Origin of the sequence: Klenkia brasiliensis, assembly GCF_900100695.1 — a bacterium.
GTDB lineage: Bacteria > Actinomycetota > Actinomycetes > Mycobacteriales > Geodermatophilaceae > Klenkia > Klenkia brasiliensis.
The window spans coordinates 385,010-411,612 of record NZ_FNCF01000001.1 but is presented as its reverse complement, the minus strand read 5'-3'; the positions used below and the strand labels follow the sequence as shown (position 1 = coordinate 411,612).

Here is a 26,603-nt window from a genome sequence, read left to right as displayed (position 1 = left end):
CCCGGACGACGGCGCCCGGCGTCAGAAGACGATGTCGTCCTCGGGGGTCGCGGCGAACGGGTCGTCCTCGGCCGGGGGCGGGTCGGCCTCGCTGGGCTCGGGCCGCCGGCGGCGCACGGCCCGCGCCGGCGGTGCGGCGCCGAGCTGGGCGCGACGGCGCAGCGCGCGGGAGTGCGCAGCCGAGGTCCCCGCCCGGGCCTGCGCGAACGGGCCGCCGGGCCCCAGCGGGTCGGCGGGTGCCTGGTCGGCGTCGTCGTCGGCGTCCTCGTCGGCGGTCGGCACGTCACCGGCGGCGGCCAGCTCGTCGAGCACCACGTCGAGCACCCGCACCGCGCCGGCCTTGTCCAGGGGGTCGTTGCCGTTGCCGCACTTGGGCGACTGCACGCACGACGGACAGCCCGACTCGCACTCGCAGCTGGCCACCGTGGCCCGGGTGGCGGTCAGCCAGCGGCGCAGCACGGCGTGCCCGCGCTCGGCGAACCCGGCCCCGCCCGGGTGGCCGTCGTAGACCACGATCGTCGCCTGGCCGGTGTCCGGGTGCAGCGCCGTGGAGACCCCGCCGAGGTCCCACCGGTCGCACGTCGCCAGCAGCGGCAGGATGCCGATCGCGGCGTGCTCGGCGGCGTGCAGCGAGCCCGGCAGCTCCTTGTCCGAGAGCTCGGCGCGCTGCAGCGCGCGCTCGTCGAGGGTCAGCCAGACGGCCCGGGTGCGCAGCTGCCGCGCGGGCAGGTCCAGCGGGAACTCCGCGAGCACCTCACCGGTGCCGATCCGCCGGCGCTGGTAGGCCACCACCTGGTTGGTCACGTCGACGGCGCCGGTGTGCGCGGTGACCGTGCCCAGCCGGCGGGTGGTGTCCACGTCCACGATCGACAGGTCGGTGACGTCGCGGGCGACCGTCGTCCACTCGGGGCTCTCGGCGTGCACCGCGGCGCAGGCGTCCTCGACGTCGAGCTCGTCGACGACGTAGGTCTCCCCGCGGTGCACGTACAGCGCCCCGGCGTGCACCGCCGAGTGCGCGGCGCCGCCGTCCACGGTGCCCAGCAGCCGGCCGGTCGCGCCCTCGACGATCGACACCGGCTCCGCGCCCGAGCCGCGGATGTCCACGTCCGGGCGGCCGCGGCCGGCCCAGTACCAGCCGGTCGGCCGGCGGCGCAGCTGCCCCTCGGCGACCAGCCGGCCCAGCGCCTCGCGGGCCGGCTCGCCGCCGAACACCTCCAGCTCGTCCTCGGTCAGCGGCAGCTCGGCGGCCGCGCAGCACAGCTGGGGCCCGAGCACGTAGGGGTTGGTGGGGTCGGTGACGGTGGCCTCCACCGACCGGCCGAAGACCGCCTGCGGGTGGTGGGCCAGGTAGTGGTCCAGCGGGTCGTCGCGGGCGACGAACACCACCAGCGACTCCCGCTGCGCCCGGCCGGCGCGGCCGGCCTGCTGCCAGAGGGAGGCGAGCGTGCCGGGGTAGCCGGCGAGCACGACGGCGTCCAGCCCGGCGATGTCGATGCCCAGCTCGAGCGCGTTGGTCGTCGCCACGCCCAGCAGGTCGCCGGCCGACAGCGCGCGCTCGAGCTCGCGCCGCTCCTCGGGCAGGTAGCCGCCGCGGTAGGACTCCACCCGGCGGGACAGGTCCGCGCGGCCGCGGTCGGCCAGGATGCGGCGGGCCTGGTCGGCCACCGACTCCGCCGACCGCCGTGAGCGGACGAAGGCCAGCGTCCGGGCGCCCTGCTGCACCAGGTCGGCGAGCAGCCCCGCGGCGTCGGCGGCCGCCGAGCGGCGCAGCGGGGCGCCGTGCTCACCGGTGCGCTCGGTCAGCGGCGGCTCCCACAGCGCGAAGGTGGCCCCGGGGCGGGGCGAGCCGTCGTCGGTCACCGCCGCGACCGGCGCGCCGACCAGCCGGGACGCCGCCGTCGCGGGGTCGGCGACGGTGGCCGAGGCGAGCAGGAACACCGGGTCGGCCCCGTAGCGGCGGCACACCCGGCGCAGCCGGCGCAGCACGTGCCCGACGTGGGACCCGAAGACGCCGCGGTAGGCGTGGCACTCGTCGACGACGACGTAGGCCACCCGCCGCAGCGTGGAGGACCAGCGCTGGTGCGCCGGGAGGATGCCGCGGTGCACCATGTCCGGGTTGGTGACGATCCACCGCGCGTGCCGGCGCACCCACTCCCGGTCCTCCTGCGGGGTGTCGCCGTCGTAGGCCGCCGGCCGGACGTCGGCCGGGGCCAGCCCGGACACCGCGGCCAGCTGGTCCCGGGCCAGCGCCTTGGTGGGCGCCAGGTACAGCACGCACGCCCGCGGGTCGGCGGCGAGCGCGGCCAGCGCCGGCAGCTGGTAGGCCAGCGACTTCCCCGACGCGGTCCCGGTCGCCACGACCACGTGCTGACCGGCGTGCGCCAGCTCGGCGGCGGCCACCTGGTGCGCCCAGGGCTCGCGGACACCGCGGGAGACCAGGCGGTCCCGCAGCTCCGGGGGCGTCCACGCCGGCCAGCTGCCGTGCGCGGCCTGCCGGACCGGGAGCCGGTGCACGTGGGTGACCGGGGAGTCCTCCTCCGGGGTGCCGGCCAGCAGCGCGTCGAGCAGCTCGTCGCCCGGGAGGTCCCGGGGCAGCGGTGCGGCGGCCGACGTCACCCCACCACTGTCACACCCGCTGGCAACCCACCAGGTCGCCGCGGCATCTGTGGACACCGCCCCCGCGTGTGGACGACGGCCCGCGCGCCGTCGGTCCCCGCGGCGAGGGTGCGCGCACCGGGACCGCAGCGGCGGTCCCCGCGCCCCGAGGAGACCCCGTGCCCGACACCGTGACCCTGCAGCTGGACGCCGTCGGCGAGCTGGTGGCCCAGCTGACCGGTCTCGGCGCCGAGCTGTCCGCCGACGGCCAGGTGCTGCGGGCCGACGGCGCCCGGCTCGGTGGCGCCCTGGGCGGTCCGGCCGCCGCCGAGCTGACCGCCGTCGGCCTGCTCGCGGCGGGCGCGGTCGGCGCGCTCGCCGACCGGGCGACGGCGGTGGCCCAGACCCTGGCCCAGGCGCTGGCCTCCTACCGTGCGCTGGACGGGCTGCTCAGCGAGCGCGTGGGTGCCGGCCGGTACGCGCCCACCGCCCGATGAGCGGCCCGACGTCGAGCCTGGCCGCCGTCGAGTCCTGGGACCTGCCGGCGCTGCGGGCCTCCGTCGCCGCCGTGGGCGAGGTGCCGGCCCGGCTGCGCGGGTGGCAGGGGCGCCTGGACGCGGTCCGGGGGCAGCTGCGCCGGGCGGAGCTGTGGTCCGGCCCGGCCGCCGACGCGGCCGCCACCGCGCTGGTCGAGCTGGCCGCGGTGGGCACCGAGGTCGGGGGCGCGCTCGACGCGGGCGCCGAGGAGCTAGCCGTCGTCGCCGCCCGGGCCGGGGCAGCCCAGGAGGAGGCCGCGCAGGCCCGGTCCTGGGCGGCGGCCGGTCCGGTGGTCCTGGACGACGCCGGCCGGGTCGCCCCGGTCGGTGCACCGGTGATGGACGCCGACCAGCTCGCCGAGGTGGCCGCGCGGGAGCGCGCGGCCACCTGCGCCGAGCAGCACGCGCGCGCCGCGTTCGCCGCCGCCGACGCCGCGGTGCTGGCCGCCGCGGGGGCGCACGCCGCGCTGGCCGGGTTGGGCACCGGCGACGTCCCCACGGCGTTCGGGCCGCTGGCCCTGGCCACCGCGGCGGGGGCGGTGGCGCCGACCGTGCCCGTGGACCTGCCCGCACCCGCGGCCGCGGCGTGGTGGGACGGGCTGACCCCGGCCGCCCGGGCCGCCGCGCTGCTCGCCGACCCGGCGGGGGTCGGCGGGCTCGACGGTCTGCCCGCCGCCGCCCGCGACCAGGCCAACCGGCAGCTGCTCGCCGACGCCCTGGCCCATCCCGACCGGCCCGGGTACGCGGTGGCGGTGACGACCGCGACGCAGCTGGCCGGGCGCGAGGGCGTGCAGCTGCTGCTGTTCGACCCGGCCGAGGACCTGGTCGCGGTGTCGGTCGGCGACCTGGACACCGCCGGTGCGGTCGGGGTGCTCGTGCCCGGCATGAACACCACCCCGGCCGACGACCTGCCCGGGCTGGTCGCCTCGGCGACCTCGCTCGGCGGCCTCGCGCAGGCCGCCGCACCCGGCGCCGCGGTGGCCGTGCTGGTCTGGCTGGGCTACCGGACGCCGTCCTGGGGCAGCTTCTTCTCCACCCTCAACGCCCGGTCGTCGGGCCCCGAGCTCGACCGCACCCTCGACGGGCTGGCCGCGGCCCGGGCAGCGGGCGCGGCGGCCGGGGGACCGCCACCCCCGCGCACCACGGTCGTGGCGCACAGCTACGGGACGCTGGTGACCGGCTCGGCGGCCCGCGCCGGCGGGCGGCTCGCCGCCGACGCGGTGGTCCTGCTGGGCAGCCCGGGCACCGGCAGCCACGACGCCGCCGACCTCGAGGCGGGCGAGGTGTACGGCGCGTGGACCCCGGCCGACCCGATCTCCTGGTCGGCGTGGTTCGGCCGCAGCCCCTTCGACGCCGGGTTCGGCGACACCCGTCTGCCGACCGACCCGGGCCAGGGCCACACCGAGTACCTCGACGCCGACCACCCCACCCTGCAGGCGGTCGCCGAGGTCCTCGTCGGCCGCCGCGACGGTGGCTGACCGGGGCCGCCGCCGCGCCGGGCGGGCGCCGTCGCCGGGCCCCGTCGGCGGCGGGTGGCCTACCGTGGCGTCCGCCGAGGGGCGCAGCGTCGCCGGCCCGGCACGTGCAGTCAGCACCACCGACAGGAGTCCCGCGTTGCCCACCAAGACCGCGAAGCCCGCCGCCGCCACCGACGCCGGGGCCCCCGCGACCCCGCCGCGCAAGCGCGCCGCCGGGGCCCGCGGTGGCAAGCCGCTGGTCATCGTGGAGTCGCCGTCCAAGGCCAAGACGATCGCGGGCTACCTCGGCAACGACTACGTCGTGGAGGCCAGCGTCGGCCACATCCGCGACCTGCCGCGCAACGCCGCCGACGTGCCGGCCGCGCACAAGGGCGAGTCCTGGGCGCGCCTGGGCGTCGACGTGGACAACGGGTTCACCCCGCTGTACGTGATCAGCCCCGACCGCAAGCAGCAGGTCACCCGTCTCAAGCAGCTGGTGAAGGACGCCTCCGAGGTCTACCTCGCCACCGATGAGGACCGCGAGGGCGAGGCCATCGCCTGGCACCTGGTCGACACGCTCAAGCCCAGCGTCCCGGTCCGCCGGATGGTGTTCCACGAGATCACCCCCGAGGCGATCGCCCGCGCCGTGGCCAGCCCCCGCGAGCTGGACACCGCGCTGGTCGACGCGCAGGAGACCCGCCGCATCCTCGACCGGCTCTACGGCTACGAGGTCTCCCCGGTGCTGTGGAAGAAGGTGCTCCCCAAGCTCTCGGCCGGCCGCGTGCAGTCGGTGGCCACCCGCATCGTCGTGGAGCGCGAGCGCGCCCGGATGCGGTTCACCGCCGCCGACTACTGGTCGCTGACCGGCACCTTCGACGTCGCCGCGGCCGACACCGCCGACGAGGGCGAGCCGCGCCAGCTCACCGCGAACCTGGTCGCGCTGGACGACAGCCGCATCGCCACCGGTCGCGACTTCGACCCCGACACCGGTGCCGTGGCCAGCAACGTGGTGCACCTGGACGAGGCCGGGGCCCGCGGGCTCGCCGCCCGGCTCGAGGGCAGCCAGGTCAGCGTCACCCGGGTCGACGAGAAGCGCTACACCCGCCGGCCCTACGCCCCCTTCACCACCTCGACGCTGCAGCAGGAGGCCGGCCGCAAGTTCGGCTGGTCCTCCCAGCAGGTGATGCGCACGGCCCAGCGGCTGTACGAGAACGGCCACATCACCTACATGCGCACCGACTCGACGAACCTGTCCGAGACCGCGCTGCGCGCCGCCCGCACCCAGGCCCGCGAGCTCTACGGCGACGCGTTCGTGCCGGCCGAGGCGCGGCACTACTCGAAGAAGTCCAAGGGCGCGCAGGAGGCGCACGAGGCCATCCGCCCGGCCGGTGACTCCTTCCGCACCCCCGGCCAGCTCGCCGGGCAGCTCGCCCGCGAGGAGTTCCGGCTCTACGAGCTGATCTGGCAGCGCACGGTCGCCTCCCAGATGGCCGACGCCGTCGGCCAGACGGTCACCATCCGGCTGACCGGCCGGTCCTCCACCGACGAGGTCGCCGAGTTCTCCGCCTCGGGCCGCACCATCACCTTCCCCGGCTTCCTGCGCGCCTACGTCGAGGGCAAGGACGAGGGCGCCACCGGCGACGACGCGGAGGCCGACGACTCCGAGCGCCGGCTGCCCCGGGTCCAGCGCGGCCAGGTGCTCGACACCGCCAAGCTCGACGCCAAGGGCCACACCACCTCGCCCCCGGCGCGCTACACCGAGCCCAGCCTGACCAAGGCGCTGGAGGAGCTCGGCATCGGCCGCCCGTCCACCTACGCCTCGATCATGCAGACCATCCAGGACCGCGGGTACGTGTGGAAGAAGGGCTCCGCGCTGGTGCCCACCTTCATCGCCTTCGCGGTGGTCAACCTGCTCGAGCAGCACTTCACGGCGCTGGTCGACTACGACTTCACCGCCTCGCTGGAGGGCGAGCTCGACGAGATCGCGGGCGGCACGCTGCGCCGGGTCGACTGGCTGACCGAGTTCTACTTCGGCGGCGAGGGCGGCCACGCCGGCGGCATCGCGGCCTCCGGCGGGCTCAAGCAGGTCGTCGGCCAGCGGCTGGAGGAGATCGACGCCCGCGGCGTGAACTCCATCCCGCTGCGCGCCACCGGTCCGCACGGCGAGCCGGTCGTCGTCCGGGTGGGCCGCTACGGCCCCTACCTGCAGGCCGGCGGCGAGGAGGGTGCCCGCGTCTCGATCGCCGACGACATCGCCCCCGACGAGCTCACCACCGACAAGGTCCGCGAGCTGCTCGAGGCGCCCTCGGGCGACCGCGAGCTGGGCACCGACCCGGACTCCGGCCTGCCCGTGGTGGTCAAGGCCGGCAGGTACGGCCCCTACGTCACCACGGTGGTGCCCGAGGGCAGCAAGGAGTCCCCGCGCACCGGCAGCCTGTTCAAGACCATGCAGCCCGAGACGGTGACCCTCGAGGACGCCCTCAAGCTGCTGTCGCTGCCCCGCACCGTCGGCAAGGCCGAGGACGGCGAGGAGATCCAGGCGCTCAACGGCCGTTACGGGCCCTACCTGAAGAAGGGCACCGACTCACGCTCGATCGACAGCGAGGACAAGCTCTTCACCACCACGCTCGACGAGGCACTGGCGATCTTCGCCCAGCCCAAGCAGCGTGGCCGCGCCGCGGCCAAGCCGCCGCTGGCCGAGCTCGGACCCGACCCGGTCACCAACGGCCTGGTCACCGTCCGCGAGGGCCGCTTCGGGCCCTACGTCACCGACGGGGAGTCCAACGCCAGCCTGCGCAAGGGCGACGACCCGCTGACCATCACCCTGGAGCGGGCCGCCGAGCTGCTGGCCGACCGCCGCGAGCGCGCCCCGGTCAAGAAGAAGGCCACCAAGAAGGCGGCCGCGAAGAAGACGACGGCGAAGAAGGCGACCGCCGCGAAGGCGACGGCGAAGAAGGCGACCACCGCCACGAAGACGGCCACCGCCAAGAAGACGGCGACCAAGGCGACCACGGCGGCGGCCCGGACGACGGCGGGCGAGGGCGCCGTCCCCGCCGGGAGCTGACCCGCGTGCCCGGGGCCTTCGACGCCCGCCGGCTGTCCTTCGGCTCGGTGGCCCGGGCGTACGCCCAGCTGCGCCCGGGCTACCCGGCCGAGGCCGTCGCGTTCCTGCTCGGCGACCGTCCGCTGCGGGTGCTCGACCTCGGCGCCGGCACCGGCAAGCTCACCGACGAGCTGCTGGCCGCCGGCCACGAGGTGGTCGCGGTCGACCCGTCCGAGGGCATGCTGGCCGAGCTCGCTGCCCGCCACCCCGGTGTCGCCACCGCCGTCGGCGGCGCCGAGGCCGTGCCGCTCCCGGATGCGAGCGTGGACGCCGTCGTCGCCGGGCAGGCCGCGCACTGGTTCGACCCGCCCCGGGCCGCCCCCGAGCTGCGCCGCGTGCTGCGGCCCGGCGGGGTGGTCGGATTCGTCTGGAACGTGCGCGACGAGACGGTGCCGTGGGTGGGCGCGCTGGGGGAGCGGCTGACCGCCGAGGCCCGCGACCACGAGGCCGACCAGGGCGTGGTGCACCGGTTCGCCGCCGAGCTGCCCGCCGACGTCGCCGAGCACGAGTCGCGGTACGTGCAGCGGCTGACCCCCGACCAGGTGGTCGCGGGCATCGCCACCCGCAGCTACGTGGCCGTGATGGGTGACCAGGAGCGGACGGCGTTCCTCGACGACCTGCGAACCCTGCTGGCCGAGCACCCCGGCACCGCCGGGCGCACCGAGCTCGAGCTGCCCTACGCCACGCACTCGGTCCGGCTGACCCCGCGCTGAGCCCGGACCGTCGGACCCCGCCGGTACCGTGGCCGCGTGTCCGCAGCCGGGGTGTTCATCGCCTTCGAGGGCGGTGAGGGCGTCGGGAAGTCCACCCAGGTCGCCCTCCTGCACGACTGGCTCGCCGGCCGGGGCCGTGCCGTGCGCACCACCCGGGAGCCGGGCGCACCCACCGCGGTCGGCGCCGTGCTGCGGTCGCTGGTGCTCGACCCCGCCACCACCGGGCTGGCCCCCCGGGCCGAAGCGCTGCTCTACGCGGCCGACCGGGCCCAGCACGTGCACGAGGTGGTCCGCCCGGCGCTGGCCGCCGGCGAGGTCGTGGTCACCGACCGCTACGTCGACAGCTCGCTGGCCTACCAGGGCGCCGGCCGGGAGCTCGCCGTCGACGAGGTCGCCGGCATCTCCCGCTGGGCGACCGCGGGGCTGCGGCCCGACCTGACCGTGCTGCTGGACCTGCCGCCCGAGGTCGGGCTGGCCCGCGCCCGCGGCCGGGCGGCGGCCGACCGGCTGGAGGGCGAGCCGGTCGGCTTCCACCGCCGGGTCCGGGCCACCTTCCTCGCGCTGGCCGGTGCCGAGCCGGAGCGCTACCTCGTCCTCGACGCCGCCCGCCCGGCCGACGACGTCGCCGGCGACGTGCGCGCGCGGGTCGCCGAGCTGGTGGGGGAGACCCCGTGACCGCCCTGCCCGAGGGCGTCTGGCGCGACGTGGTCGGCCAGCCGGAGGCCGTCGCCGAGCTGCAGCACGCCGTCGCCTCCCCGGCCTCGATGACCCACGCGTGGCTGTTCACCGGCCCGCCCGGCTCCGGCCGGTCGGTCGCCGCCCGGGCCTTCGCCGCGGCCCTGCAGTGCCCGGACGGCGGCGACGGCACCTGCCACGCCTGCCGCACGGTGCTGGCCTGCACCCACGCCGACGTCCGGCTGGTGGTGCCCGAGGGCCTGTCGATCGGCGTGAAGGAGATGCGCACCGTCATCGGGCTGGCCGGGCGGGCGCCGTCCCAGGGCCGGTTCCAGGTGGTGGTCGTCGAGGACGCCGACCGGATGACCGAGCAGGCCGCCAACGCGCTGCTGAAGATGCTGGAGGAGCCGCCGCCGCGCACGGTCTTCCTGCTGTGCGCGCCGTCCCTGCACCCCGACGACGTGTCGGTGACCATCCGGTCGCGCTGCCGGGTGGTGTCCCTGCGCACCCCGCCGGCCGCGGCGATCAGCGAGGTGCTGGTCCGCCGCGACGGCGTCGAGCCGGTGCTCGCGCAGTGGTCGGCCGCGGCGTCGGGCGGCCACATCGGCCGGGCCCGGCGGCTGGCCCGCGACGAGGACGCCCGCGCGGCCCGCAAGGCGGTGCTCGACGTCCCGCTCGCGCTGTCCAGCCTGGGCGCGTGCCTGCGGGCCGCCGACGACCTGGTCGGCACGGCCGCGGCGGAGTCCGCGGCGGCCAGCGGGGCGCTGGACGCCGCGGAGACCGAGGCGGTCAAGGCCTCGCTCGGGGTGGGGGCCCGCGGGCCGGGGGTGGCCGCGGCGTCGCGGGGCGCGGGTCAGCTCAAGGAGCTGGAGAAGCAGCAGAAGTCGCGGGCCACCCGCATCGGGCGCGACACCCTCGACCGGGCGCTGGTCGACCTGGCCGCGTTCTACCGCGACGCGCTGGTGATCGCGACGGTCCGCGGCGACCTGGCCCGGGTGCGGCACCTCAACCACCCCGACCGCAGCGCCGACGCCCTCGAGCTCGCCCGCAGGGTCGGCGCCGAGGGCGCGCTGCGCCGCATCGACGCCGTCCTCGCCGCCCGCACCGCGCTGGAGCAGGCGGTCAAGCCGCAGATCGCGATCGAGGCGATGTGCGTGGCGCTGCGGCTGCCCGCGTGAGGTCCGGGGTGGCGCCCGGGTGCGGCACCGCCGTCGCGTAGGCTCCTCGACGCACCAACGCCGCCTTAGCTCAGTCGGTAGAGCATCTCACTCGTAATGAGAAGGTCGTCGGTTCGATTCCGACAGGCGGCTCTCCTCCCACCCGCAGCGCCGGGGCCCTCCTCAGCGGCGCAGCTGCGTGCCCAGCACGGCCGCGACCGCGTCCAGCGCGCCGGGCACCAGGGCGTAGTAGGCCCACACGCCGCGCTTGTCGCGGGTGAGCAGGCCGGCGTCGACGAGCACCTTGAGGTGGTGGGACACCGTCGGCTGGGAGAGGCCGACGGGGTCGGTGAGGTCGCACACGCAGGCTTCCCCGCCCTCGTGCGCGGCGACCAGCGACAGCAGCCGGAGCCGGGTGGGGTCGGCGAGGGCCTTGAGCGTGCGCGCCAGCGCCTCGGCGTCCTGCGGGTCGAGGGGAGCGGCGACCAGCGGTGCGCAGCAGGCCTGGGTGGCGGCCGTCGTGTGCAGCGCCGTCGTCATGGGCCGAGTGTGCCGCACGCATCGACAGCTGTCGATATTGACGATCGTCGATGTCTGCGGCAGGGTCCCCATCGACAGTCGTCGATGGATCGGAGGGGCCATGGCCGACGGCCTGCGCGAGGAGGTCCGGGCGCGGTACGCCGCTGCCGCCCGGGCGGTCACCGACGGCGGCACGGACGGGTGCTGCGCTCCCGCGGCGGAGGTGCTGCAGGTCGACGACCGGTTCGGTGCCGCGCTGTACGACGCCGGGTCCAGCGCGCAGCTGCCCGCCGAGGCGGTGCTGGCCTCGCTGGGGTGCGGCAACCCGCTGGCGGTGGCGGACCTGCGCCCGGGTGAGCGGGTGCTGGACCTGGGCTCGGGCGGGGGCATCGACGTGCTGCTGTCCGCCCGCCGGGTGGGCCCGTCCGGCTTCGCCTACGGCGTGGACATGACCGCCGAGATGCTCGAGCTGGCCCGCGCCAACGCGGCGAAGGCCGGGGTGACGAACGTGGAGTTCCTGGCCGGCACCATCGAGGAGCTCCCCCTGCCCGACGCCGCGGTCGACGTGGTGATCTCCAACTGCGTGGTCAACCTGTCCACCGACAAGCCCGCCGTGCTCGCCGAGACCTTCCGCGTGCTGGCCCCCGGTGGTCGGATCGGGATCTCCGACGTCGTCGCCGAGGACCACGTCACCCCCGACGAGCGCGCCGAGCGCGGCTCCTACGTCGGCTGCATCGCCGGCGCCCTGTCCCGCGAGGAGTACCTGACCGGGCTGGCCGCGGCCGGGTTCGTCGACGCCACCGTCACCTTCACCCACGAGGTCGCCGACGGCCTGCACGGCGCGGTCGTCGCCGCCACCAAGCCCGCCGAGCCCGCCCCGTGAGCGATCCCGTCCGCGAGGCCCGCCGCCCGGGCTCGACCCCCGGCACCCCGGTCCTGGTGCAGCTGTCCACCCTGGACCGGTTCGTCCCGGTCTGGATCGTCGCGGCCATGGCCCTCGGGCTCCTGCTGGGCCGCTCCGTCCCAGGCCTCGGCACTGCGCTCGAGGCGGTCACGGTCGGCGACGTCAGCCTGCCGATCGCCGTCGGGCTGCTGCTGATGATGTACCCGGTGCTGGCGAAGGTCCGCTACGCCGAGCTCGACCGCGTCACCGGCGACCGCAGGCTCCTGCTGGCCTCCCTCGCCCTGAACTGGCTGGTGGGCCCGGCGCTCATGTTCGCGCTGGCCTGGCTGCTGCTGCCCGACCTGCCCGAGTACCGCACCGGGCTGGTCATCGTGGGCCTGGCCCGGTGCATCGCGATGGTGCTGATCTGGAACGACCTGTCCTGCGGGGACCGCGAGGCCGCCGCCGTCCTGGTCGCCATCAACTCGGTCTTCCAGATCCTGGCCTTCGCCGCCCTGGGCTGGTTCTACCTGCAGGTCCTGCCTGGCTGGCTGGGCCTGTCGACCACCTCGGCCGAGGTCAGCGTCTGGGCCATCGTCACCTCGGTCCTGGTCTTCCTCGGCATCCCGCTGGCCGCCGGGTTCGCCACCCGCACCGTCGGCGAGCGCACCCGCGGCCGCGACTGGTACGAGTCCCGGTTCCTGCCCCGCATCGGGCCCGTCGCCCTCTACGGCCTGCTCTTCACCGTCGTGGTGCTCTTCGCCCTGCAGGGGGAGGCGATCACCTCGAAGCCGTGGGACGTCGTCCGCATCGCCGTCCCCCTGGTCGCCTACTTCGCGCTCGTGTTCGGCGGGTCGTTCCTGCTCGGCTTGCGGCTGCGCCTGGGCTACGCCAGGACCGCCACGCTGGCCTTCACCGCCGCCGGCAACAACTTCGAACTGGCCATCGCCGTCGCCATCGGCACCTTCGGGGTGACGTCCGGGCAGGCCCTCGCCGGCGTCGTCGGACCCCTCGTCGAGGTCCCCGTCCTGGTCGCCCTGGTCTACGTCTCCCTGTGGGCCGCCCGCCGCTGGTTCCCCGGCGACCCCACCGTCCCTGTCACCCCGTCCTCGAGGAGCCAGTGGTGAGCACCCCCAGCGTCCTGTTCGTCTGCGTGCACAACGCCGGCCGCTCGCAGATGGCCGCCGGCTGGCTGGCCCACCTGGCCGGGGACGCCGTCGAGGTCCGGTCCGCCGGCTCGCTGCCCGGCGACCGGGTCAACCCCGCCGCGGTGGCGGCGATGGCCGAGGTCGGCGTCGACATCTCCGCCGCCGCCCCGACGGTGCTCACCGCCGAGGCCGTGCAGGCCTCGGACGTCGTCATCACCATGGGCTGCGGCGACGCCTGCCCGGTCTTCCCGGGCAAGCGCTACCTGGACTGGGACCTGCCCGACCCCGCCGGCCAGGACGTGGACGCGGTCCGGCCCATCCGGGACGAGATCGAGGCGCGCATCCGCGGCCTGCTCGTCGAGCTGGGCACCGCACCGGCCACCGGGTGACCCCGGGCCGCCCGGCAGCGTCGTCGTGGGCGGTCAGGGCTGACTGTGTACCGTCCCGGCCATGACCCTGCCCGACGTGCTGCGGGGACGGCTGAGCCTGCCGGTCGTCGCCTCGCCGATGTTCATCGTCTCCGGTCCCGACCTGGTCGTCGCCCAGTGCTCGGCCGGCGTGGTCGGCTCCTTCCCGGCGCTCAACGCCCGCCCGGCCGCCCAGCTCGGTGACTGGCTGACCGAGATCGACGAGCGGCTCGCCGCCGCCGCGGCCACCGGCGCGACCGTCGCCCCCTACGCGGTCAACCAGATCGTGCACCGCTCCAACGACCGGCTCGCGGCCGACGTCGCGCTCTGCGTCGAGCACCAGGTCCCGATCGTGATCACCTCGCTGGGCGCCCGCGAGGACGTCTACGACGCGGTGCACTCCTACGGCGGCATCGTGCTGCACGACGTCATCGACGACCGGTTCGCGCACAAGGCGGTCGACAAGGGCGCCGACGGGCTCATCGCGGTCGCGGCCGGCGCGGGCGGCCACGCGGGGACGACGTCGCCGTTCGCGCTGGTGCGGGAGATCCGCCGCTGGTTCGACGGCCCGCTGGCGCTGTCCGGCGCCATCGCGCACGGCTCGTCCGTGCTGGCCGCGCAGGCCGCCGGCGCCGACCTCGCCTACGTCGGCTCGGCGTTCCTGGCCACCACCGAGGCCCGCGCGGCCGAGGGCTACAAGCAGATGGTGGTCGACAGCTCCGCCGCCGACATCGTCTACAGCAACCTGTTCACCGGCGTGCACGGCAACTACCTGGCCGGCTCCATCCGCGCCGCCGGTCTCGACCCGGCCGACCTGCCCACCTCCGACCCCAGCGCGATGAGCTTCGGGTCCGACGGCGGGGCCAAGGCCTGGCGCGACGTGTGGGGCTCGGGCCAGGGCATCGGCACGGTGGACGCCGTCGTCCCCGCCGCCGAGCTGGTCGCCCGGCTGGGCCGGGAGTACGCCGAGGCCAAGGCCGCCCTCGACGCCGCCGTCATCACCCCCGCGCCGGTCTGACACGACGAGGGGCGCCGCACCTGCTCGGTGCGGCGCCCCTCGGTCGTCCGGGTGCGGTGGTGGGCCGGCGTGGTCAGTGGTGGTTCGAGGCCTGCTTGGCGCGCTCGAAGGAGGCGTTGATCTCGGCCTCGGCCTCGGCGAGGCCGACCCAGTTGGCGCCCTCGACGCTCTTGCCGGGCTCGAGGTCCTTGTAGGTCTCGAAGAAGTGCTGGATCTCCAGCCGGTCGAACTCCGACACGTCGGTGATGTCCTTCAGGTGGGCCATCCGCGGGTCGGTCGCCGGCACGGTGAGCACCTTGTCGTCACCCCCGGCCTCGTCGGTCATCCGGAACATGCCGATGGCCCGGCAGGTGATGAGGCACCCGGGGAACGTCGGCTCCTCCAGGAGCACGAGCGCGTCGAGCGGGTCGCCGTCCTGACCGAGGGTCGCCTCGATGTACCCGTAGTCGGCCGGGTACCGCGTCGAGGTGAACAGCATCCGGTCCAGCCGGATGCGTCCAGTGGCGTGGTCCAGCTCGTACTTGTTCCGCTGGCCCTTGGGGATCTCTACCGTCACGTCGAACTGCACCGACGTAGTGTGGCCCACGCCCGGCGGTCGTGGGACCCCGAGGGTCGGACAACCTTGTGGGGGAGGGGTCATCGCCAGCGCCCCGCCGGCCCCTGCACCGGTCTCCGTGCGGCCCCGCAGGAACTGGCGCAAGCGCCTCTGGCAGGTCCTGGTCGCCCTCTGCGTGGTCGCCGCGCTCGGGGCCGGCGCGGTGCTGCTGGCCACCCGCGAGGACCCCGACCCGGACGCCGTCGCCGCCGTCCCCACCGACGCCGTCGCCGTCCCCGAGGCGCAGCTGCCGGAGCTCACCGAGCCCGCCGCGGCGCTGGCCGCGCTGTCCACCGGCGCCCCGACCCCCGACCCGGTCACGCTGCAGGCCGCGCTGGCTCCCCTGCTGGCCGCACCCGCGCTGGGCAGCGGCCTGTCCGCCGAGGTGGTCGACGTCGCGACCGGCACCACCCTGCTCGACACCGACGCCGACGACCCGGGCACCCCGGCGTCGACCGCCAAGCTGCTCACCGGCCTCGCCGCGCTGACCACCCTGGGGCCCGGCGCCACCATCGAGACCCGGGTGGTCGCCGGTGCGCAGCCGGGCGAGGTCGTGCTCGTCGGCGGCGGTGACCCGACGCTGTCCACCACCGCGCCCTCGCAGAGCTACCCGGGCGCGGCCACGGTCGCCGACCTCGCCGCCCAGGTGCAGGCCGCCCTCGGCGGGGCGCCGGTCACCTCGGTCGTCGTCGACGGCTCGCTCTACACCGGCCCGCTCACCGCCCCCGCCTGGGGCTCGGAGGACGCGCCCTCGACCTACGCCGCCCCGGTCACCGCCGCCGCCGTCGACGGCGCCCGGGTCGACCCCGGCCTCGCCCAGCGCAGCGGCCAGCCCGGCACCGACGCCGGCGCCGCCCTGGCCACCGCGCTCGGGGTCCCCGGCGCCCCGGTCTCCCTCGGCACCGCCCCGGCCGGCGCGCAGGTGCTCGGCACGGTGCGGTCGGCGCCGGTCGAGCGGCTGGTCGAGCAGGCGCTCACCGCCTCGGACAACCTCCTCGCCGAGGACCTCGCCCGCCAGGTCGCGCTGGCCACCGGCCGGGAGGCCAGCTTCGCCGGCTCCGCCGAGGCGGTCACCGCCGCCGTCGCCGCCGCCGGGTTCGGCACCACCGGGCTGACCCTGTCCGACGGCAGCGGGCTGTCGGGCACCGACCGGGTGCCCGCCCGGCTGCTGGTCGACGTCCTGGAGGCCGCCGCCGGCGGCGCGCAGCCCGAGCTCGGCGCCCTGCTGTCCGGCCTGCCGGTCGCCGGCTACACCGGGACGCTGGCCGACCGCGGCGACGCCGACCCCGCCACCGCGCCCGGCACGGTGCGCGCCAAGACCGGCACGCTGGCCACCACCAGTGCGCTCGCCGGGCTGGTGGTCACCGCCGACGGCCGGCTGCTCGCCTTCGCCCTGCTCGCCGACGGCACACCGGGCAACGTGTCGGCGTCGGAGGCCGCGCTGGACGCCGTCGCCGCCCGCATGGCCGCCTGCGGCTGCTCCTGAGCCGCGACGTCGGGGCCCGTGCCGCCGGGGCCCGTACCGTCGGCGCATGCCCGACTCGCTGGTGGACTGGGACCTGGCCGCGCGCACGGCCTCGCGGCTGGCCGGCGCCGGCCCGGAGACCACCCGCGCCGAGGCCGCCGCGGTGGTCGAGGAGCTGCACCGGTGCGCCGGCACCGCGGTCGCCCACGTCGAGGGCCTCACCGGGCTGACCCCCGCCGCCGGCGCCCCCACCCCGGTCACCGCGGTGGTCGACCGGCCCGGCTGGGTGCGGGCCAACACCGGCGGCATGGCTGCGCTGCTGGACCCGCTGACCGAGGCGCTGCAGGAGCGGAGCGGGACCCGCCCCGGCGCGGTCGCCCGGGCGGTCGGCGGGCGGGCGACCGGGCTGCAGGCCGGCGGTGTGCTGGCCTTCGTGTCGTCCAAGGTGCTCGGCCAGTACGAGGTCTTCGGCACCGGCGGCCGGCTGCTGCTCGTGGCGCCCAACATCGTCGACGCCGAGCGGAAGCTGGGCGTCGACCCGCATGACTTCCGGCTGTGGGTCTGCCTGCACGAGGTCACCCACCAGCTGCAGTTCACCGCCTTCCCGTGGCTGCGCACCTACCTGGAGTCCCAGGTCCAGGAGTTCGTCCGGGTCAGCGACCTCGACCCCGCGGCGCTGCGCGAGCGGCTGCGCGACGTGGTGGCCAGCCTCTCCGACGCCGTGCGCGGCAAGCCCGTCGACGGCGACGCCCCGGGCGGGCTGATGGCGCTGGTCGGCGACCCCGCCCAGCAGGCCGTGCTCGACCGGGTCACCGCGGTGATGAGCCTGGTGGAGGGGCACGCGGAGTTCGTCATGGACGGGGTGGGCCCCGACGTCGTCCCCAGCGTGCGCACCCTGCGCACGCGCTTCGGCCAGCGCCGCAAGGGCGTCGGCCCGCTGGACCGCGTGCTGCGCCGGCTGCTGGGCCTGGAGCAGAAGATGCAGCAGTACGCCGACGGCCGGCACTTCGTCGCCGGCGTCGTCGACCGGGTCGGCATGGAGGCCTTCAACACGGTCTGGACGTCGCCCGGGACCCTGCCGCGCAAGGAGGAGCTGACCGACCCCCAGCGCTGGGTCGACCGGGTCATCACCCCCTACTGAGGTGGCCGGACCCGACCCCGCCGTCGCCGCGGTCCGCTCGGCGGTGCGCCCCGGCCTCACCGGCCCGGTGCTGGTGGCCTGCAGCGGCGGCGCGGACTCCCTGGCGCTGGCCGCCGCGGTCGCCTTCGAGGCACCCCGCGCCGGGGTGCCGGCCGGGGCGGTGACCGTCGACCACGGCCTGCAGCCCGGCTCCGCCGAGCGCGCGGCGACCACGGCCGGGCTGCTGCGCGACCTCGGGCTGGACCCGGTGCTGGTCCGCCGCGTCCGGGTGGGGACGGCGGGGGGCCCGGAGGCGGCGGCGCGGGAGGCCCGGTACGCCGCGCTGTCGGCCGCCGCCGGCGAGCACGGCGCGCGGGTGGCGCTGGGCCACACCCGCGACGACCAGGCCGAGACCGTGCTGCTGGGCCTGGGGCGGGGGAGCGGCCCGCGGTCGATCGCCGGGATGGCCGGGTCGCGCCCGCCGTGGTGGCGCCCGCTGCTGGGCCTGCCGCGGGCCAGCACCCGGGCCGCGTGCACCGCCCTGGGCCTGCCGGTGTGGGACGACCCGCACAACACCGACCCCGCGTTCACCCGGGTCCGGCTGCGCACCGAGGTGCTGCCGCTGCTGGAGGACGTGCTCGGCGGCGGGGTCGCCGCGGCCCTGGCCCGGACGGCGGACCTGCTGCGCGAGGACACCGAGGCCCTCGACGAGCTGGCCGCCGCCGTCGCCGACCCCACCGACTGCGCCGCGCTGGCCCCGCTGCCGGCCGCGCTGCGCCGCCGGGTGCTGCGCCGGTGGCTGCTCGAGGCGGGCACCGGTGACCTGGCCGCCGTCCACCTGCACGCCGTCGACGCCCTCGTCGTCGGCTGGCGCGGGCAGGGCCGGGTGGACCTCCCCGGCGGTGGGGGCGTCGTCCGGGCGTCTGGCAGGCTTGCGCTGCAAGGCCCCCGAGCAGACCCCAGCGCACCCCCCAGCGAGGAGCCCCACCCGTGAGCGAGACGCCCCGCGGCCCCCTCGGCCCGGACCACGGCTACGGCCCCGACATCGACCACGTGCTGCTGACCACCGAGCAGATCGACGACAAGATCCGCGAGCTCGCCGACCGGATCGCCGTCGACTACGCCGGCCGCGAGGTCCTGCTGGTCGGGGTGCTCAAGGGTGCGGTGCTGTTCATGAGCGACTTCGCCCGGGCGCTGCAGCTGCCCACCCAGATGGAGTTCATGGCCGTCTCCTCCTACGGCTCGGCCACCAGCTCCTCGGGCATCGTGCGGATCCTCAAGGACCTCGACCGCGACATCACCGGCAAGCACGTGCTGGTGCTCGAGGACATCATCGACTCCGGGCTGACCCTGTCCTGGCTGCTGAAGAACCTGGGCTCGCGCGGGCCGGCCAGCCTCGAGGTGTGCGCGCTGCTGCGCAAGCCCGACGCGGTCAAGGTCGACGTCCCGGTCGAGTACGTCGGCTTCGACATCCCCAACGAGTTCGTCGTGGGCTACGGCCTGGACTACGCCGAGCGGTACCGGGACCTGCCCTACATCGCCACCCTCAAGCCCGAGGTGTACTCCTCCTAGCGGGTTGATCACCAGCCGTTGACCAGGGGGCGCACAGCGTCCCCGGTGTACCGTCGATCCGACGACGTCGCCCGTCGCGGCGCAGGAGGACTCACGCCGCGCGGCGTCCCCGGACGAGCAGGAGGGTCGACGGGCACCCCGGGGTCACCCGGTCGCCCGGCATCGGTATGGAGCGCAAGAAGATCTTCCGGTCGGTCTGGTTCTGGGTCGCGGTCGTCGTGCTGGTGGTCGCGGTCGGCGTGCAGTCCTTCAGCGGCGGCAGCGAGTACAAGGAGGTCCCCACCTCCACCGCGCTCGCGCAGTTCGCCGACGACAACGTCGAGAACGTGACCATCAACGACCGCGAGCAGACGATCGACCTCGACCTGCGGAACGCGGTCGACGGCGAGCGCAAGATCACCGCCTCCTACCCGTCGGGGGCCGCCTCGCAGGTCTACGACCTGGTCACCGGTGCCGACGCGAACGGCTCGGGGAGCTCCGACGCCGCGGTCGACTTCGACACCAACGTCACCCAGGACAACGTCCTGACGTCGATCCTGATCAGCTTCCTGCCCTTCCTGATCATCCTCGGCCTGCTGTTCTGGCTGTTCAGCTCGATGCAGGGCGGCGGCCGCGGCGTGATGGCCTTCGGCAAGAGCAAAGCCAAGGCGGTCAGCAAGGACACCCCGAAGACCACGTTCGCCGACGTCGCCGGTGCCGACGAGGCGATCGAGGAGCTGCACGAGATCAAGGACTTCCTGCAGAACCCGGTCAAGTACCAGGCCATCGGCGCCAAGATCCCCAAGGGCGTGCTGCTGTTCGGCCCGCCCGGGACCGGCAAGACGCTGCTGGCCCGCGCGGTCGCCGGCGAGGCCGGCGTGCCGTTCTACTCGATCTCCGGCTCGGACTTCGTCGAGATGTTCGTCGGCGTCGGCGCCAGCCGCGTGCGCGACCTGTTCGAGCAGGCCAAGACCAACGCCCCGGCGATCATCTTCATCGACGAGATCGACGCCGTCGGCCGCCACCGCGGCGCCGGCATGGGCGGCGGGCACGACGAGCGCGAGCAGACCCTCAACCAGATGCTGGTCGAGATGGACGGCTTCGACGTCAAGGGCGGGGTCATCATGATCGCCGCCACCAACCGGCCGGACATCCTGGACCCCGCGCTGCTGCGCCCGGGCCGCTTCGACCGGCAGATCGCCGTCGACCGCCCCGACCTGCAGGGCCGCGTCGCCGTCCTCAAGGTGCACGCCACGGGCAAGCCGCTGGCCGACGACGTCGACCTGGAGACCCTGGCCCGCCGCACCCCCGGCTTCACCGGCGCCGACCTGGCCAACGTGCTCAACGAGGCCGCCCTGCTCACTGCCCGGCACGGCGGCACCGTCATCACCGACGCCGCGCTCGAGGAGGCCATCGACCGCGTGCTCGCCGGCCCCGAGCGCAAGACCCGGGCGATGAGCGAGAAGGAGAAGAAGGTCACCGCCTACCACGAGGGCGGCCACGCCCTGGTGGCGCACGCGCTGCCCAACCTGGACCCCGTGCACAAGGTGACGATCCTGCCGCGCGGCCGCTCGCTGGGGCACACCCTGGTGCTGCCGACCGAGGACAAGTACACCCAGACCCGGTCGGAGATGATCGACACCCTGGCCTACGCCCTCGGCGGGCGGGCGGCCGAGGAGCTGGTCTTCCACGAGCCGACCACCGGTGCCGGCAACGACATCGAGAAGGCCACCAGCATGGCCAAGGCGATGGTCACCCAGTACGGCATGAGCGCCAAGCTCGGTGCGGTGAAGTACGGCAGCGGTGACTCCGAGCCGTTCATGGGCCGCGACATGGGCTCCCGGCCCGACTACTCCGAGGCCGTCGCCGCCGACATCGACGGCGAGGTGCGCGCCCTCATCGAGGCCGCGCACGACGAGGCCTGGGAGATCCTGGTGGAGCACCGCGACGTGCTCGACCGCCTGGTGCTGGAGCTCATCGAGAAGGAGACCCTGTCCAAGGAGGACATGGCGCGCATCTGCGCCGGGGTCACCAAGCGGCCCTCGCTGGCGCCCTACAACGGGTTCGGCAAGCGCACGCCGTCGGACCAGCCGCCGGTGCTCACCCCGGCCGAGCGGGCCCGCGGCAACGGGGCCCACGACGGGTACGACGCCGAGAAGCCGCTGCCGGTCGGGGACGCAGGCGCCCCGCAGTCCCGGTGATCGACCACACGGTGGACCCGCACCCGGTGCCGCACGACCAGGACGGCGTGGACCACGCCCGCGCCGAGGCGGCGGTCCGGGAGCTGCTCCTCGCGGTGGGGGAGGACCCCGACCGCCCCGGCCTGCGGGAGACCCCCGCGCGGGTCGCCCGGGCCTACGCCGAGACCTTCGCCGGCCTCCGGCAGGACCCGGCGACGATCCTGTCGACCACGTTCGACGAGGACCACGACGAGCTGGTGCTGGTCAAGGACATCCCGATGTACTCGACCTGCGAGCACCACCTGGTGCCCTTCCACGGCGTGGCGCACATCGGCTACATCCCGGGTCAGGACGGGCGGGTCACCGGGCTGTCCAAGCTGGCGCGGCTGGTCGAGGTGTACGCCCGCCGTCCGCAGGTGCAGGAGCGGATGACCAAGCAGATCGCCGACGCGATGGTGGAGTCGCTGCACCCGCGCGGGGTCATCGTGGTCGTGGAGGCCGAGCACCTGTGCATGGCCATGCGCGGGGTGCGCAAGCCCGGCAGCCGCACCATGACGTCGGCGGTGCGCGGGGTCTTCAAGCAGTCCGCGGCCACCCGCGCCGAGGCGTTGAGCCTGGTCCTCGGGCGGTGACCGACGCCGGGCGCTGCCTGGTCATGGGCGTCCTGAACGTCACCCCCGACTCGTTCTCCGACGGCGGGTGCTTCGCCGACACCCCGTCGGCGGTCGCGCACGGGCTGGCGATGCACGCGGCCGGCGCCGACTGGGTGGACGTCGGCGGGGAGTCCACCCGCCCCGGCGCCGACCGGGTCGACGCCGAGCAGGAGCTGGCCCGGGTCCGGCCGGTGGTCGCCGAGCTGGCCGCGGCCGGGGTGCGGGTCAGCATCGACACCACCCGCGCCGAGGTCGCCGCCGCCGCCCTGGACGCCGGGGCCGGCCTGGTCAACGACGTCAGCGGCGGGCTGGCCGACGCCGGCATGGCGCCGCTGGTGGCCGAGCGCGGCGTGCCGTGGGTGCTCATGCACTGGCGCGGGCACAGCCGTGAGATGCAGGCCGCCGCCCGCTACGGCGACGTGGTCACCGAGGTGTGCGCCGAGCTCACCGCCCGGGTCGAGGACGTCGTCGCCGCCGGCGTGGACCCCGCTCAGCTGGTGCTGGACCCCGGTCTGGGGTTCGCCAAGAACGCCGAGCACAACTGGGCGCTGCTGGCCGGCCTGGACCGGCTGGTCGGGCTGGGCCTGCCGTTGCTGGTCGGCGCCTCCCGCAAGACCTTCCTGGGCCGGCTGCTCGCCGACGACGACGGCACCCCGCGGGCCGCGGACCGGCGCGACGCCGCCACGCTGGCCACCACCGTGCTGGCCGCGGAGGCCGGTGCGTGGGGGGTGCGCGTGCACGACGCCGCGGCGTCGGCCGACGCGGTCCGTACCGTGGCCGCCGTGCGCGCCGCCCGAGCCAGGAGGTCCCGTGCCTGACCAGATCGCCGTCCGCGGGCTCACCGCCCACGCCCACCACGGCGTGTACGCCTTCGAGCGCGAGAAGGGCCAGACCTTCTCCGTCGACGCCGTCCTCGACGTCGACACCGCGCCCGCCGCGGCCGGCGACGACCTCGCGAAGACCGTCAACTACGCCGAGCTGGCCCAGCGGCTGCACGCGGTGCTGACCGGCGAGCCGGTCGACCTGCTGGAGACCCTCGCGCAGCGGCTGGCCGACGTGTGCCTGGCCGACCCGCTGGTCGACGCCGTGCAGATCGTCGTGCACAAGCCCGAGGCCGACCTCGGCGTCCCCTTCGACGACGTCACCGTCTCGATCCGCCGCACCCGGTCGTGAGCCGCGCCGTCCTCTCGCTGGGGGGCAACCTGGGCGACCGGGCCGGCACCCTGCGCACCGCGCTGCGCGCCCTGTCCGGCGAGGGCCTCGTCGCCCGGTCGGTGCTCTACCAGACCCCGCCGTGGGGTCCGGTCGAGCAGCCGCCGTTCCTCAACGCGGTCGCCGTCGTGCGCGGCGACCGCGACGCGGCCGGCTGGCTGGCACTGGCGCACGAGCTGGAGCAGGCCGCCGGGCGCACCCGCGAGGTGCGCTGGGGCCCGCGCAGCCTGGACGTCGACGTGGTCACCGTGACCGCCGACGACGGCACCCCCGTGGTCTCCGACGACCCGGTGCTGACGCTGCCGCACCCGCGCGCGCACGAGCGCGCCTTCGTGCTGGTGCCGTGGGCCGACCTGGACCCGGCCGCGCAGCTGCCCGGCCACGGCGCGGTCCGCGACCTGCTGGCCGCGCTGCCCGCCGAGGACGTCGCCGCCGTGCAGCGGTGGGAGCACCAGGCGTGAGGGCCGGCGCATGAGGCCGGTGCCCCGCCGCGACCTGGCGGTGGTCGCGGTCGGCCTGGCCGTGGTCGGGTGGCTGGTGGTGCGCGCGTTCTACGGCTCCCTGCCGGCCTTCCACTGGTGGCAGCCGGTGCCGCTGGCCCTGCTCGCCGTCGCCGAGGCGCTGGGCGCCCGGTCCCTGCGCGGCCGGCTCACCACCGACCGCGACCGGCGCCGCGCGGCCCGGTCCGGCGAGACGGCGGCGCTGGCCCCCGGTCAGCGGTCGGTCGACCCCGTCGAGCCGATGCTGGGGGCCCGGCTCGCCGTGCTCGCCCAGGCCAGCGCCTGGGCGGGGGCGGCGTTCGCCGGTCTGTGGGCCGGCGCGCTGGTGCACGCGCTGGGCCAGCTCGGCCGGCTGACGGCGGCCACCGGCGACGCGGTCGCCGCCGGGGTCGGGGTGGCCTGCTCGCTGGCCCTGGTCGCCGGCGCCCTGCGGCTGGAGCAGGCCTGCCGCGTCGAGCCCGACGAGTAGGGCTCAGAGCGCGCCGGCGGTCTCCGGGGCGGCACCGGCCACGCTGCGCCGCAGCGCCGCGTGCACCGAGGCCGGGGTGAGCACGCCGACCAGCTTGTCGCCGTCCATCACGCCCACCCAGCCGGCGTCGACCTGCAGCAGCCGGGCGTAGGCCGCCCGCAGCGAGGAGCCCAGCGGCACCCAGGCGTCCATCGGCCGCCACACGTCACCGACCACCCGGGCGCCGCCCGCGGCCGCGTCGGCGGCGTGGTCGGCCGAGACCCAGCCCAGCGGCAGCCCGGTGCCCTGGTGCCGGCCGGTGCCGGCGCCCCCGGTCACCCCCGCGGCGTCCACCACGACCGCCCAGCTGGCGCCGGAGCGGGCGATGACCGCGCGGGCGGTGCCCAGGCCGTCGTCGAGGGCGACGACCGGGGGGTGCTCGAGGTCCTCGACCGAGATGCCGGTGACCGCCAGGCGCTTGAGGCCGCGGTCGGAGCCGACGAAGTCGGCCACGAAGTCGTTCGCCGGGGCGCCCAGCAGGTCCGCCGGGGTGGCGAACTGCTCGACCTTCCCGCCCTCGCTCATCACCGCGATCCGGTCACCGAGGCGGACGGCCTCCTCGATGTCGTGGGTGACGAAGACGATGGTCTTGCGGACGGTCTCCTGCAGCCGGAGGAACTCGTCCTGCAGCCGGCCGCGGACCACCGGGTCGACGGCGGAGAACGGCTCGTCCATGAGCAGGACCGGCGGGTCGGCGGCCAGCGCCCGGGCCACCCCGGCACGCTGCCGCTGACCGCCGGAGAGCTGGTGGGGGTAGCGGTCGCCGTAGGCCGCCGGGTCCAGCCCGACGAGGGTCAGCAGCTCCTCGACCCGGTCGCTCGTGCGCTGCTTGTCCCAGCCCAGCAGCCGCGGCACGGTGCCCACGTTGGTGCGGATGGACTGGTGGGGGAACAGGCCCACGTTCTGGATGACGTAGCCGATGCGGCGGCGCAGCTTCTGCGGGCGCAGCTTGGTCACGTCGTCGTCGCCGATGAGGATCCGCCCGGTGCTGGGCTCGATGATCCGGTTGATCATCTTCATCGTGGTCGTCTTGCCGCAGCCCGACGGCCCGACGAGCACGGTGAGCTCGCCGGCGGCGAAGGTGAGGTCGAGCTCGGCCACCCCCACCGTGCCGTCGGGGTAGACCTTGCTGACCCCTTGCAGCCGGATCGGCTCCGCGGCAGTAGCTTCCACCGGGTGGACTCCTCGTGGTCGGTGTCGGCAGCCGATGCGGCGCCGAACCCCTGGATCGACCCGTCGTACGTGGTCGACAACTGGGACACCATCCTCGCCTACGCCGCCCAGCACGTCAGGCTGACGGTCCTGGCGGTGGTCATCGGGTCGGTGATCGCGCTGCCGATGGCCCTGGTGGCGCGGCGCAGCCGGTGGCTCGCGGGCCCGGTCCTGGGCCTGTCCACGCTGGTCTACACGATCCCGTCGCTGGCCATGTTCGCCTTCGTGGCCCCGTTCACCGGGCTGTCGGAGACCACGGTGCTCATCGGCCTGGTGCTCTACTCGCTGGTGGTCCTGGTGCGCAACTTCCTGGCCGGCCTGCAGTCGGTGCCGGCCGACGTGGTGGAGGCCGCGCGGGGGATGGGGTACGGCGCCGGCCGGCTGCTGCTGCGGGTGGAGCTGCCGCTGGCGCTGCCCTCGTTCATCGCCGGCATCCGGATCGCCACGGTGTCCACCGTCGCCCTGGTCACGGTCGGCGTCATCGTCGGCCAGGGCGGGTTGGGGCAGCTGATCACCGGCGGGTTCAACGCCAACTTCTACCGCGCGCCCATCGTCACCGGTGCCGTGGGCTGCGTGCTGCTGGCCCTGCTGGCCGACGCCCTGATCGCCCTCGCCGGGCGGTGGGTCACCCCCTGGACCCGGACGGTGCGCGCGTGAACGTCTTCGGCGACGCCGTCCGCTTCCTCAACGACCCGTTCAACTGGACCCGGCCGGGCAGCGGCATCCTGGACCTGCTGGTCCAGCACCTGCAGATCTCCGGCGCCGCGGTCGCCCTCGCACTGCTGGTGGCGCTGCCGCTGGGCATCTGGCTGGGCCACACCGGCCGCGGCGGGGCGTTCACCGTCGCGCTGTCCAACATCGGCCGCGCCGTCCCCACGCTGGCCATCCTGACGATCTTCGCGGTCACCCCCATCGGGTTCGGGCCGCAGGCGACCACCCTTGCGCTGGCCCTCTTCGCGATCCCGCCGGTGCTCACCAACACCTACGTCGGCTTCCGGCAGGTCGACCGCGACGTCGTCGAGGCCGCGGGTGCGATGGGCATGACCGGCCGCCAGGTCACCTTCCGCGCCGAGCTGCCGCTGGCGATGCCGCTGCTGATGACCGGGGTCCGGACGGCCGCCGTCCAGGTCGTGGCCACCGCCACCCTCGCCGCGCTGGTCGCCGGCGGCGGGCTCGGCCGGATCATCAACCTCGGCTTCGGCCAGCAGAACTACGGCCAGGTCGTGGCCGGCGCGATCGTCGTCGCCGCGCTCGCCGTCCTCACCGAGCTCGTGTTCGTCGCGCTGTCCTGGCTGCTCACCCCGGGTCAGCGCACGCTGCCCCGGGTGCGCCGCCGTCCCGCCGTCGCATAACGAACGGGCAACGCCGGCTGGCGCGCGACCGTGCAGCACTGTTG

26 protein-coding genes and 1 tRNA gene are annotated in these 26,603 nt (G+C 75.8%); 23 read left to right on the top strand and 4 right to left on the bottom strand.

Translation table 11 applies throughout. The annotated features are described in order from the left end of the window. Positions 1-21 precede the first annotated feature (21 nt). Positions 22-2,616 carry a DEAD/DEAH box helicase gene (locus BLT39_RS02105; RefSeq protein WP_242658091.1) on the bottom strand — a complete coding sequence of 865 codons (2,595 nt, stop codon included), beginning with the start codon at positions 2,614-2,616 and terminating at the stop codon, positions 22-24. Between the two features lie 158 nt (positions 2,617-2,774). Here BLT39_RS02105 and BLT39_RS02100 point away from each other — a divergent pair, with 158 nt between their 5' ends. The 7 genes from BLT39_RS02100 to BLT39_RS02070 all read left to right on the top strand — a co-directional run bounded on the left by BLT39_RS02100 (position 2,775) and on the right by BLT39_RS02070 (position 10,389). Then, positions 2,775-3,092: a hypothetical protein gene (locus tag BLT39_RS02100; RefSeq protein ID WP_091057809.1), complete on the top strand. Its 318-nt coding sequence runs from the start codon at positions 2,775-2,777 to the stop codon at positions 3,090-3,092. Continuing rightward, the gene (locus tag BLT39_RS02095) at positions 3,089-4,609 is read left to right on the top strand and encodes an alpha/beta hydrolase (RefSeq protein ID WP_091057805.1); all 1,521 of its coding nucleotides are present in this window, start codon (positions 3,089-3,091) and stop codon (positions 4,607-4,609) included. The genes BLT39_RS02100 and BLT39_RS02095 overlap by 4 nt, the downstream gene beginning before the upstream one ends. A gap of 136 nt (positions 4,610-4,745) precedes the next feature. Further along, a complete protein-coding gene (topA, locus tag BLT39_RS02090) occupies positions 4,746-7,652 on the top strand; it encodes a type I DNA topoisomerase (RefSeq protein ID WP_091057802.1) in 2,907 nt (968 codons plus the stop codon). A gap of 5 nt (positions 7,653-7,657) precedes the next feature. Continuing rightward, positions 7,658-8,404 (top strand): class I SAM-dependent methyltransferase, encoded by a 747-nt coding sequence (locus BLT39_RS02085; RefSeq protein ID WP_091057799.1) that lies wholly within the window; start codon positions 7,658-7,660, stop codon positions 8,402-8,404. Between the two features lie 36 nt (positions 8,405-8,440). Next, entirely contained in the window at positions 8,441-9,079 is a 639-nt protein-coding gene (gene tmk, locus BLT39_RS02080; protein WP_091057795.1) for a dTMP kinase, read from the top strand. Further along, entirely contained in the window at positions 9,076-10,257 is a 1,182-nt protein-coding gene (locus tag BLT39_RS02075) for a DNA polymerase III subunit delta' (RefSeq protein ID WP_242658090.1), read from the top strand. The genes tmk and BLT39_RS02075 overlap by 4 nt, the downstream gene beginning before the upstream one ends. 59 nt (positions 10,258-10,316) lie before the next feature. After that, a tRNA-Thr gene (locus tag BLT39_RS02070) sits at positions 10,317-10,389 on the top strand. Between the two features lie 30 nt (positions 10,390-10,419). Here the strand turns inward: BLT39_RS02070 and BLT39_RS02065 are convergent. Beyond that, the gene (locus tag BLT39_RS02065) at positions 10,420-10,776 is read right to left on the bottom strand and encodes an ArsR/SmtB family transcription factor (RefSeq protein WP_091057791.1); all 357 of its coding nucleotides are present in this window, start codon (positions 10,774-10,776) and stop codon (positions 10,420-10,422) included. A gap of 100 nt (positions 10,777-10,876) precedes the next feature. Here BLT39_RS02065 and arsM point away from each other — a divergent pair, with 100 nt between their 5' ends. The 4 genes from arsM to BLT39_RS02045 all read left to right on the top strand — a co-directional run bounded on the left by arsM (position 10,877) and on the right by BLT39_RS02045 (position 14,211). Then, entirely contained in the window at positions 10,877-11,638 is a 762-nt protein-coding gene (gene arsM / locus BLT39_RS02060; protein ID WP_091057788.1) for an arsenite methyltransferase, read from the top strand. Further along, positions 11,635-12,765: an ACR3 family arsenite efflux transporter gene (arsB, locus tag BLT39_RS02055; RefSeq protein ID WP_091057784.1), complete on the top strand. Its 1,131-nt coding sequence runs from the start codon at positions 11,635-11,637 to the stop codon at positions 12,763-12,765. The genes arsM and arsB overlap by 4 nt, the downstream gene beginning before the upstream one ends. Beyond that, positions 12,762-13,175, top strand: a complete 414-nt coding sequence (locus tag BLT39_RS02050) for an arsenate reductase ArsC (RefSeq protein WP_479723789.1) — start codon at positions 12,762-12,764, stop codon at positions 13,173-13,175. The genes arsB and BLT39_RS02050 overlap by 4 nt, the downstream gene beginning before the upstream one ends. 61 nt (positions 13,176-13,236) lie before the next feature. Next, positions 13,237-14,211, top strand: a complete 975-nt coding sequence (locus tag BLT39_RS02045) for an NAD(P)H-dependent flavin oxidoreductase (protein WP_091057777.1) — start codon at positions 13,237-13,239, stop codon at positions 14,209-14,211. Positions 14,212-14,284: 73 nt separating this feature from the next. On the opposite strand, the gene BLT39_RS02040 is transcribed toward BLT39_RS02045, so the two are convergent. Continuing rightward, positions 14,285-14,779 (bottom strand): inorganic diphosphatase, encoded by a 495-nt coding sequence (locus BLT39_RS02040; RefSeq protein ID WP_091059257.1) that lies wholly within the window; start codon positions 14,777-14,779, stop codon positions 14,285-14,287. Positions 14,780-14,885: 106 nt separating this feature from the next. On the opposite strand from BLT39_RS02040, the gene dacB reads away from it, so the two are divergent. The 10 genes from dacB (at position 14,886) to BLT39_RS01990 (ending at position 23,956) form a co-directional block, all read left to right on the top strand. Further along, the gene (gene dacB, locus BLT39_RS02035) at positions 14,886-16,292 is read left to right on the top strand and encodes a D-alanyl-D-alanine carboxypeptidase/D-alanyl-D-alanine endopeptidase (RefSeq protein WP_242658089.1); all 1,407 of its coding nucleotides are present in this window, start codon (positions 14,886-14,888) and stop codon (positions 16,290-16,292) included. A 46-nt stretch (positions 16,293-16,338) separates the two neighbouring features. Continuing rightward, positions 16,339-17,412 carry a zinc-dependent metalloprotease gene (locus BLT39_RS02030; protein WP_207507520.1) on the top strand — a complete coding sequence of 358 codons (1,074 nt, stop codon included), beginning with the start codon at positions 16,339-16,341 and terminating at the stop codon, positions 17,410-17,412. 1 nt (position 17,413) lies between these two features. Then, positions 17,414-18,385 carry a tRNA lysidine(34) synthetase TilS gene (tilS, locus tag BLT39_RS02025; protein ID WP_091057770.1) on the top strand — a complete coding sequence of 324 codons (972 nt, stop codon included), beginning with the start codon at positions 17,414-17,416 and terminating at the stop codon, positions 18,383-18,385. After that, positions 18,382-18,963 (top strand): hypoxanthine phosphoribosyltransferase, encoded by a 582-nt coding sequence (hpt, locus tag BLT39_RS02020; protein ID WP_091057767.1) that lies wholly within the window; start codon positions 18,382-18,384, stop codon positions 18,961-18,963. Before tilS ends, hpt begins: the two co-directional genes overlap by 4 nt. A 167-nt stretch (positions 18,964-19,130) precedes the next feature. Then, positions 19,131-21,143: an ATP-dependent zinc metalloprotease FtsH gene (ftsH, locus tag BLT39_RS02015; RefSeq protein WP_091057764.1), complete on the top strand. Its 2,013-nt coding sequence runs from the start codon at positions 19,131-19,133 to the stop codon at positions 21,141-21,143. Further along, positions 21,140-21,754, top strand: coding sequence for a GTP cyclohydrolase I FolE (folE, locus tag BLT39_RS02010; protein ID WP_479723788.1), 615 nt, complete (start codon positions 21,140-21,142; stop codon positions 21,752-21,754). The genes ftsH and folE overlap by 4 nt, the downstream gene beginning before the upstream one ends. Then, positions 21,751-22,593 (top strand): dihydropteroate synthase, encoded by an 843-nt coding sequence (folP, locus tag BLT39_RS02005; RefSeq protein WP_242658088.1) that lies wholly within the window; start codon positions 21,751-21,753, stop codon positions 22,591-22,593. Before folE ends, folP begins: the two co-directional genes overlap by 4 nt. Further along, entirely contained in the window at positions 22,586-22,948 is a 363-nt protein-coding gene (gene folB / locus BLT39_RS02000; protein ID WP_091057760.1) for a dihydroneopterin aldolase, read from the top strand. The genes folP and folB overlap by 8 nt, the downstream gene beginning before the upstream one ends. Beyond that, complete coding sequence (gene folK / locus BLT39_RS01995; protein WP_091057756.1) at positions 22,945-23,448, top strand: 2-amino-4-hydroxy-6-hydroxymethyldihydropteridine diphosphokinase; 504 nt, start codon at positions 22,945-22,947, stop codon at positions 23,446-23,448. The genes folB and folK overlap by 4 nt, the downstream gene beginning before the upstream one ends. 10 nt (positions 23,449-23,458) lie before the next feature. Then, positions 23,459-23,956 carry a DUF3180 domain-containing protein gene (locus BLT39_RS01990; protein WP_091057752.1) on the top strand — a complete coding sequence of 166 codons (498 nt, stop codon included), beginning with the start codon at positions 23,459-23,461 and terminating at the stop codon, positions 23,954-23,956. Between the two features lie 3 nt (positions 23,957-23,959). Here BLT39_RS01990 and BLT39_RS01985 read toward each other — a convergent pair whose 3' ends face one another. Next, on the bottom strand, positions 23,960-25,168 hold the full coding sequence (locus BLT39_RS01985) for an ABC transporter ATP-binding protein (RefSeq protein ID WP_207507519.1): 1,209 nt from the start codon (positions 25,166-25,168) through the stop codon (positions 23,960-23,962). 3 nt (positions 25,169-25,171) lie between these two features. Between BLT39_RS01985 and BLT39_RS01980 the strand changes: the two genes are divergently transcribed. After that, complete coding sequence (locus tag BLT39_RS01980) at positions 25,172-25,864, top strand: ABC transporter permease (protein WP_091057749.1); 693 nt, start codon at positions 25,172-25,174, stop codon at positions 25,862-25,864. Further along, positions 25,861-26,559 (top strand): ABC transporter permease, encoded by a 699-nt coding sequence (locus BLT39_RS01975; protein WP_165640098.1) that lies wholly within the window; start codon positions 25,861-25,863, stop codon positions 26,557-26,559. Before BLT39_RS01980 ends, BLT39_RS01975 begins: the two co-directional genes overlap by 4 nt. The last annotated feature ends 44 nt before the right edge of the window (positions 26,560-26,603 follow it).

Excerpts from the sequence above, each read along its gene's own strand:
- BLT39_RS02095 (WP_091057805.1), top strand. The coding sequence starts at position 3,089 with ATGAGCGGCCCGACGTCGAGCCTGGCCGCCGTCGAGTCCTGGGACCTG.
- BLT39_RS02065 (WP_091057791.1), bottom strand. The coding sequence starts at position 10,776 with ATGACGACGGCGCTGCACACGACGGCCGCCACCCAGGCCTGCTGCGCA.
- arsM (WP_091057788.1), top strand. The coding sequence starts at position 10,877 with ATGGCCGACGGCCTGCGCGAGGAGGTCCGGGCGCGGTACGCCGCTGCC.
- BLT39_RS02045 (WP_091057777.1), top strand. The coding sequence starts at position 13,237 with ATGACCCTGCCCGACGTGCTGCGGGGACGGCTGAGCCTGCCGGTCGTC.
- BLT39_RS02030 (WP_207507520.1), top strand. The coding sequence starts at position 16,339 with ATGCCCGACTCGCTGGTGGACTGGGACCTGGCCGCGCGCACGGCCTCG.
- ftsH (WP_091057764.1), top strand. The coding sequence starts at position 19,131 with ATGGAGCGCAAGAAGATCTTCCGGTCGGTCTGGTTCTGGGTCGCGGTC.
- BLT39_RS01990 (WP_091057752.1), top strand. The coding sequence starts at position 23,459 with ATGAGGCCGGTGCCCCGCCGCGACCTGGCGGTGGTCGCGGTCGGCCTG.